Here is a 7,479-nt window from a genome sequence, read left to right as displayed (position 1 = left end):
TTCCCTGGTGGTCGAACTTTATTTCCTTAATGATCCATGGATCCTCTAAACCTAGAAGCTTCCTGAAAAGTTCCTCTGATTTCACAAAATGTAAATGAATGAGCGTTTATAACTTACCCCCAAAGAGTTGAAGAGATCCAATTTTTTTATGTTTACATGGAAGGTAAAAAATCATGTTCCAAATGTTCCATTTTACTGCGGAGGTAATTATTCACGATTTTTTTGCTGCACATTTTATGGAACATGACGGAACATTGGGAACATTTTTCTAATCTGTATCTCCCCATATTTCCTTCGGGATTATTCCTGTAGGCACTCTTTCCTTTGTTTTCATCCATTTCGAAGGTAACTGTCCATGTTCCGTAAGTTCCAGATTACAGAACTTAGCGAATTCAGTGGCACTTTTAAAATCTCTCAATTCATCTAACTCTTTTTTAATGAGATTAAAGCCCCTTACAGTAAGCTTGAATTCTTTTAAGGAGGTTGTGAAAATGGCAAAAAGAAAAAGATTAAAGCCCCTTACAGTAAGCTTGAATTCCATTGTTACAGGGTCAAAGCCCAATTCTGTCATCATTTTTTTGTCGAACGGATCGCTGATGGAATCATTGCCTGGAACTGAGAGATATACACTCCTTCCATAGAGCCCGTAAATGAAAGAATAGAAATCGTCAATTACAGAAGGTTTTCGAAGATCTGAAACAACAGGCGTGAAGGTAATCTAATCAATTATGTCAACTTCATCCATTATCCATGCCCCTAAAAGAGCCATGACCTTCCTATTATCGTCATTTTCCTTCATGAGTTCAAAGTATTTTTTTCGTATTTTTGTTATTGTTTTCTCCTCCAATTTATTATAAAGGTGGCCCCTGGTTCATCTTTGATTTTCAACATGTATTCTTTGCCTATGGATTGATCCTCTTTCCTGACTACGTCATCAACGCCAAAATAGTATTCATAGATCCTTTTGTTTTGTGCTTCCCTTTCTTCTCTTGTTAGTTTCATTATGTTGTCTTTGCTGTTCCTGGAAAGAACCCATGTGGCATTAGTCCCATATACTGTCATGGATTTGTCCGGGTTGCCACGGATGTTCAATGCGTTGGATTTTAATTTACTCATCCCTTCTGCTCCTATTTTGGCCTCTTCGATGTATATTACGAGATTTGTGGAATCGGCAGTTGCATGGTATCTGAAAGCAGAATTAATGGCGTGATCCTGGAGTATGGCCTCCCCTATACCATAAGCCCATTTTAGTGCCAATACTATAGAGAATGATTTGCCTGTGTCTTTATTCCCTATGGAGTCTATGGTTATGGAATAGTCGTTGATGCCTAATACATTCACAATATTAGCTCCAATAACTGAATAAAATAAGGTTATCTGTTTCGGATATTTCCTTAATAATTCTATTCATTCCCTGTAAAGTTCCATGTTAATTTCTCTTTTATTTTCTTCATTCATTTTTATTTTTAATGCGTCTTTCAGTATTTTTTGGTATGAGTCATCCCTTCTCGCATAAAATTTTTCAGGAAACAAAATATGATCATTTTTAAAATAGAAATTAGGTTCTCTGTATTCACCCGGCTCAATAGGTAAAGCATTCAGACATTCAGTGAAATTATTAACGTTAGATGGATAAACCATCAAATTCACAAATTCAGGTTTTGTAAAGACTTCTCCTTTGAATTCTATGTACTCTCTTTTATACTCTCCAATAAAGCGTTTAATTAGATCCTGAATTGGTTCTCCATAATCTTCCTTTAATATTACTTTCTCATCTATGATAATTATATCATCTCTTTTTTGTTCTATTTTTCTTTTAAAAGGCCATCCATCCTTCCAACCCAGGAAAGCTATGTCAATGTCATCTTCCTGTTTTATGGGTACCCATAAACCTTCAGCTATTTGCGATTTTTTTCGTGCTTTCAGCTCTTTTAGGTATTCCTTTTTGATCTCAGATATTTTCTTCCATTGATCCTTCAGTTGTGTATTTTTATAGTGTTGCGCAATTTGTAAAGCGGTTTTAACATCCTTCTTATCCCATTTCTCTTTTGTAAGTAATTCCCTTGCAAATTCTCCATCCTTACGGTTGAAGCCAACGCCATTCTTCTGAGTTGCTCTATCAGGATCATATTCGTTCAATTCTTCTAAGACGGATCTGAGAAGAGAAGGGAAATCCAGATGGTCTGTTTTGTACTTTGATATTCTCCTGCTGATTTCGATGGATGCTTCACCTCCTTCTTCCATTAGATCCAACGGATCAATTATATCCCTCGGATTTAATTGATCGACTACATCCATGGGATCCGGAGTTCTGTATTTTTCGTTTTCACATTCATCGCAGATGTAAAATATTGTTGGTTCTTCATCTATAATGTTTTCGTTGTCGTCGTAAATTGGTATATCACATACTTCTTTTCTCATTGCTATTTTGTGTTTTTTGCGGATTTTTTCATCTTCCATAATCATCCCCCCTCCACCTTAGAAATCTCTGATGTTCTATCTCTTCTGAGCATGAATTGTTCAGTCATCTCACAACACCTCCACCCAAACAATCGCAGATTTCATGAATATCCGATCCTTATGTGTATCCTTCAGCATAAATACTAAAACCTTTGACGAGTTCTGATATGTTAATTTCAAAAAATTTGTTATTATGAGATAATTTTCTGATTTCGTTGCCAATTTTACATTTAAGTTGACCTAAGTTTTCTTGTAAACTGATATACTCTCTTCAAATAATTTTCAATCCAAGGATGCATTCTCATTTCTAAACTCCGTTAATATTTATCCTGCATTTTCATTTAACGCAAGAGAATAATTCCACGACATCTAAATTCATTCCCAGATCAAAATGAAGTTTGTCCTCTAGGTATATTTCTATCTTGTACTAAAGATCTTTTTTGACACTTGAGGCCGTACCCACTTTTACTCGACTTTTCTTTAGTTTTCTGTACAATTTGATTTCCTTAAACAAATAAATATTACTTATGTAGAACTGCCTATTCTTATGCTTAGACTTAGAAGCACTTTTATAAGGACATGTAAAAACCATAAGATAGACGTCTTCTTCAACATTAGGATTCGAATTTATTAGGTGCTGATTAAAAGGACAGTATTTTACATCGACTTTTTTTCCATTTAAATAAGGCGAATTGAAAATTCCATCATACCCCTTTTTATTCTTTGTTTCGTTTAATGCGATACTAAAGATGTAAGAAGCAATCCATTCACCAATGTGAACTTTTTCGGAATGACATCAATAATGTTTGAAATTTTGTTATCTATACAATTTCGCTGTTTGATTAGTTCCGATAGTTTTTCGGCTTCTTCAATATTATTGGATAAGGACAAAGAGATTAAATGTTTCTATTCAAACCTCGGTCATTAACTCTTTACAATATATGGCCTTACTTCATTATCCTTAGCCTTATGGATCAATTTACAAACTTCACATTCCCCTTTAATTATTAATCCCGCCTCATATTTATTCAAGATTTCACTATTCATTTTATTTACCAAGGCTGAATAACTTTTCGTAATTTTCTTTTTTTTCTCGAAGAGTTTTTTTATGACTTCCTTTTGACATGATAAAATTCCATTACATATTTTACTAAACTCCGATATTTCCTCATCTGAAATATAGTAATTCCTTACTTCGGCTATTACTTTTCTTGTGTCCACAAAAGGGCAAAATCCTTCAGCTTTAAAGGTTAAAGAAAGATCATAATTATGAGAATTCCCTACAAAAGGTTTCTTTATAGCTTCTATTTCGTAAGCGTCGAGTATCATTAGATTTATAATTACGTCACTTAATGAGTATAAAAGTATCATCCGAGAGGAGGCATTTGTATCATTGACCACGAAGGGATTGGAATCAATTAATTCTTTCATTGAATCGTATGCTTTATGATCCAGTTCCCATCCTTTTAGTTCACTCATGAATTCTTTCTTTATTTTGGTTACCAAAATCTGTATGATATTTTTTGCTTCGTTCCCGTATTCAATTTCGCTTGAGTTTATTTTATTTATATCATCGGCTATTTCTTGGTATGCAGAGGCAATATGTTGCATCGCAATGCTATCTTTTTCAATCAAGCTTCTTATTTCTAGTTCTTTATTGTTTATTACTGACAACGATTTATCGGTCATTATCCAATGATTTCTTGGCGTAAATAACTGTTCGAACCCCCGATTATCATTTCCATCATTATCAGTTATTTGTTTTTCTATTTTTTTAATTTCCTTAGAAATTTTACTGTAATGCGAGTCCAAATGTGAAAGTCGCCATTCTTCAATTTTTTCTTTATGTATTTTTCTGATTTGATAAAAGGCAGCTACTGCCAAAAGAGTTGTGACTATTGCTGTGGCTATTTCTACATACACTAAGATCGACATAATTACCTTAATCCCCCCTTTAACTTAAATGGATCCATACCTGTTATCTGGTTGTAAATGCTCGAAGCAAATATTGATGGGTGACCAAGCCTCTACTTTAAACTATTCAATGATAAATCGTCTAAAACAGCCTTAACTACGAAGGTATGCCTAAACTTATGTGCATGGATCTTAAACCCTAATTTTTCCTGAATCTTCTTAAAATAAAGGTTCACAACTTGACTGCTCATCGGGAATAAAGAATCCTCAGATTTTGTGTTTAAGTCAAGAAGATATTGCAAGTAAGTATACATCAACTCTGAGTGCAATGGTATGATTCTAAACATTCCCATCTTAAGTCCTATTTTCTTATTCTTTCCCTGTTTAATTGTATTCATCCTGATTGAATTTGTGGCCAGATTTAAATCAGATGGTTTCACCGCTAGAACTTCATCAATTCTCACACCAGTGAAATATATGGAGTGCCATAATGAGAAAATATTCCTTGTGCTTATCTATTATTCTCTTTTCATTTTAATCATTCCTGCGATCTCTTTAAAGATCTTCTCTACCTCTTCATCTGAAAAGAAATAAATGGAGAGAGATCTTCCCATTGACTGGATCATTATGTCCTTGAGAACCGTAATCACAGAACCCGTAACTTGAAAATATGTAAGTCTTTAAATAGGTTTGTACATGGCGAGTTAAAAGATTTTTTTCTCGATCATAAAAAGTTAAAGAACTCAATCAAATTGAAACAATGACTTGACAGAACCCACAGTTTGACATGTCAACGTTGATTTGAAATGTGAAGTCCGTGAACATTAACGATTGATCTCTCAAAATTTAAAAACTTTCATGTTTGGAATAAACTTTTAAATTCCCAAAAATTCTGGTGTGATAATATTATTAATGCTTTAGATAAATTTGAATGCGCCAAAAGCGTATGCTAATAAAAGTGCACCACTTATCATCATTATATATGAAAGAATAAGAGTTGATTTACTTTTTTGAGTTTTTTTATGGGACTGCTCCATGTATATAGAATGCGCTAATAAATATAAATTTTGTCTACTCTTCTTCATGAAGGTATAGAGCCACACCACCACTGAATAGGGCAACACCTATCCATGTAACCCCTGCAATTAATCTCGTAAATCCAAAAATATCTATTAACCGACTAGCAGCTGGTATTGAAAATACCTCGAAGGCGGCAAGGAGGCTCAGAAGTGATACGCCTCCGAGAATATGCTTCAGCCGCAGGTGAAAGGAAGCTGCCATTTTCTTCTTTGTCCTTCCTTTCTTAATTTTCTCTGTCATTTCTTTCTTCCTCTCCATTCATTTCCCTGTATACCATATTTGCAAATTTTTCAAGATTCCTTTGATTTTTCATTTATAACATGTGAGTCATTTGTCCGGACAGTGCCACCATGACCACATTTATTTTCGTTTTCCTCTATATCTATAGACCTGAAGGGGAGATACCCACTCCATACAAATCTCTCAGCACTATAAGCTCACCACACCCTGGGCAATTTCTCATTTCCTCCCGTACATCCATGGTCCTGCTACATCCAGAACAGCTAAATAGGGTTTCAAACCAATTTTGAGCATCAGGGATGGATAGTCATTCATGGACAATTCAGGTACATCTATTGATACTGTCTCTTGTGTGGCAACATCTTCAGGAAGTGGATCGTAGGAAAAATTGAGAAAAGGGCTCCGTTGTCAAGTATTCCTGAAAGTCATCCATCTGCCTGATGGGAGTTAGATTTTTCTAAGTGAGAAGCATTAATCCTCTCAAATAAACTGTGTATTTGAATTTGTAGGAGATCTCTTAATTAACGTCGTGGTAAATGTGTGCTGAGGCCCTCCCTTGTATTTTCTTCTTCCTGAATGATGCCAATGCTTTCTTGAATTTCTTGTGAATATGAGAAAGATCGTCCCTTGGTTTGTTCTCGAATATGTAGTTGATTTCGTCAATGCAAAGTGTGACCCAGCCGAGGCTGGAATGATTCAAAGTCATTGCGAATATGGTCCACCACAAACTTTCTGATTTGACCGAGGAAGTTTCAAGGCATACCACATTTATGCCTCCCTTAATTAGGCATGAAACTTGATCCTCAATATTACCGTATGTCCCCTCTCCAGATCCTTCAGAGACCACAATGACAGGAACATACTCTTTCCTGATCCCTTCGCACCGTATACCATTATCTGTGTTCTTCCATATTTAGGATTGTCTTCAAAAAATCCCCTCCATCTTATTTCTACGGTGTTTATTTTACCGGTAAAACTATATAAAAAATAATTACGAGAGTGTATTCGTAATGATTTTCTTAAGGAGAGAATTATCCTAATAAGCCCTGGTAAATATTGATCATTTATATGCAATAAAATGAGAAATATGCGGTCAAATGAACGAAAGGGAAAAGTTGTTCTGTCTTAAAAATATCTCATATTTTTTTTAAAACTGTGGATTTGCATACATCTCTCTTCAATAGATGAAAAATATATTAAGTAATCAATATGGTGAAGACCAAAAAAAGAAACTATAGATCGAATACCTTAAAATTCATAATCTTGGATAAATTCCATAATTTAAGAACCAAGGAGAAGCAAAAACCTTGATGCATTGAAAATTAACATTTTTTCAATATCTAGATATGCCAGGTCATGCTCATATAGCTGAAGGGGTTTTGAAATCAAAAAACCATTTAAAAAACAATAATATTAGACTTGGTGAGAAAATTTTTACCCTTACAATCACACTTTTTTCTTAAATTTGAGCATTATGTGGAATGGGACCGTTGAGATTTGAACTCAAGTCACCAACACCCCAAGCTGGTAGGATACCAAGCTACCCCACGGTCCCTTTCTACCCTTAAGAAAAGGGCATTATTTCATCTATGAGTTCAACATGAGAGAGCACCATTCTTCTGCAACAGTATCTTTCCAGGCCCAGATCATCCATTATCTCTTTTATTTCGTAATCGAAAGGCTCTCTTCCCATTGCCCTTATAGACTGTATCTTTTTCTCAAACTGCCTGTAATCAGAGGCTATTACCCTACCACAGCTGAAACATCTTACTGGAATTATCATAT

The 7,479-nt window shown here is 34.8% G+C and carries 10 protein-coding genes and 1 tRNA gene; all 11 read right to left on the bottom strand.

Annotation, left to right across the window (positions count from 1 at the left end):
* Positions 1-268: 268 nt before the first annotated feature.
* Positions 269-574 (bottom strand): hypothetical protein, encoded by a 306-nt coding sequence (locus ACNF4Z_RS06040; RefSeq protein ID WP_458328343.1) that lies wholly within the window; start codon positions 572-574, stop codon positions 269-271.
* Between the two features lie 144 nt (positions 575-718).
* Positions 719-847 (bottom strand): hypothetical protein, encoded by a 129-nt coding sequence (locus ACNF4Z_RS06035; protein ID WP_458328342.1) that lies wholly within the window; start codon positions 845-847, stop codon positions 719-721.
* Positions 829-1,341 carry a hypothetical protein gene (locus tag ACNF4Z_RS06030; protein ID WP_458328341.1) on the bottom strand — a complete coding sequence of 171 codons (513 nt, stop codon included), beginning with the start codon at positions 1,339-1,341 and terminating at the stop codon, positions 829-831. The genes ACNF4Z_RS06035 and ACNF4Z_RS06030 overlap by 19 nt, the downstream gene beginning before the upstream one ends.
* A gap of 66 nt (positions 1,342-1,407) precedes the next feature.
* Complete coding sequence (locus ACNF4Z_RS06025; RefSeq protein WP_458328340.1) at positions 1,408-2,460, bottom strand: hypothetical protein; 1,053 nt, start codon at positions 2,458-2,460, stop codon at positions 1,408-1,410.
* 924 nt (positions 2,461-3,384) lie between these two features.
* A complete protein-coding gene (locus ACNF4Z_RS06020) occupies positions 3,385-4,395 on the bottom strand; it encodes a hypothetical protein (RefSeq protein ID WP_458328339.1) in 1,011 nt (336 codons plus the stop codon).
* Between the two features lie 92 nt (positions 4,396-4,487).
* Positions 4,488-4,853, bottom strand: coding sequence for a tyrosine-type recombinase/integrase (locus ACNF4Z_RS06015; protein ID WP_458328344.1), 366 nt, complete (start codon positions 4,851-4,853; stop codon positions 4,488-4,490).
* Positions 4,854-4,892: 39 nt separating this feature from the next.
* Entirely contained in the window at positions 4,893-5,024 is a 132-nt protein-coding gene (locus ACNF4Z_RS06010; RefSeq protein WP_458328338.1) for a hypothetical protein, read from the bottom strand.
* Positions 5,025-5,445: 421 nt separating this feature from the next.
* On the bottom strand, positions 5,446-5,712 hold the full coding sequence (locus tag ACNF4Z_RS06005; RefSeq protein ID WP_458328337.1) for a hypothetical protein: 267 nt from the start codon (positions 5,710-5,712) through the stop codon (positions 5,446-5,448).
* A gap of 499 nt (positions 5,713-6,211) precedes the next feature.
* Entirely contained in the window at positions 6,212-6,541 is a 330-nt protein-coding gene (locus ACNF4Z_RS06000) for a hypothetical protein (RefSeq protein WP_458328336.1), read from the bottom strand.
* A 635-nt stretch (positions 6,542-7,176) separates the two neighbouring features.
* Positions 7,177-7,249 (bottom strand) — tRNA-Pro (locus ACNF4Z_RS05995).
* A 9-nt stretch (positions 7,250-7,258) separates the two neighbouring features.
* Positions 7,259-7,477: a DNA-directed RNA polymerase subunit N gene (locus ACNF4Z_RS05990; RefSeq protein ID WP_458328335.1), complete on the bottom strand. Its 219-nt coding sequence runs from the start codon at positions 7,475-7,477 to the stop codon at positions 7,259-7,261.
* Positions 7,478-7,479 lie beyond the last annotated feature (2 nt).

The sequence above is a fragment of the Caldiplasma sukawensis genome, from assembly GCF_052315375.1.
Taxonomy (GTDB): Archaea; Thermoplasmatota; Thermoplasmata; order Thermoplasmatales; family Thermoplasmataceae; genus Cuniculiplasma.
Note: the sequence above shows the minus strand (reverse complement) of the source record. Positions and strands in the feature narration are given on the sequence as shown.

Coding starts and splice junctions, on each gene's coding strand:
- ACNF4Z_RS06040 (WP_458328343.1), bottom strand. CDS start 574: ATGATGACAGAATTGGGCTTTGACCCTGTAACAATGGAATTCAAGCTT.
- ACNF4Z_RS05990 (WP_458328335.1), bottom strand. CDS start 7,477: ATGATAATTCCAGTAAGATGTTTCAGCTGTGGTAGGGTAATAGCCTCT.
- ACNF4Z_RS06005 (WP_458328337.1), bottom strand. CDS start 5,712: ATGGAGAGGAAGAAAGAAATGACAGAGAAAATTAAGAAAGGAAGGACA.
- ACNF4Z_RS06025 (WP_458328340.1), bottom strand. CDS start 2,460: ATGGAAGATGAAAAAATCCGCAAAAAACACAAAATAGCAATGAGAAAA.
- ACNF4Z_RS06020 (WP_458328339.1), bottom strand. CDS start 4,395: ATGTCGATCTTAGTGTATGTAGAAATAGCCACAGCAATAGTCACAACT.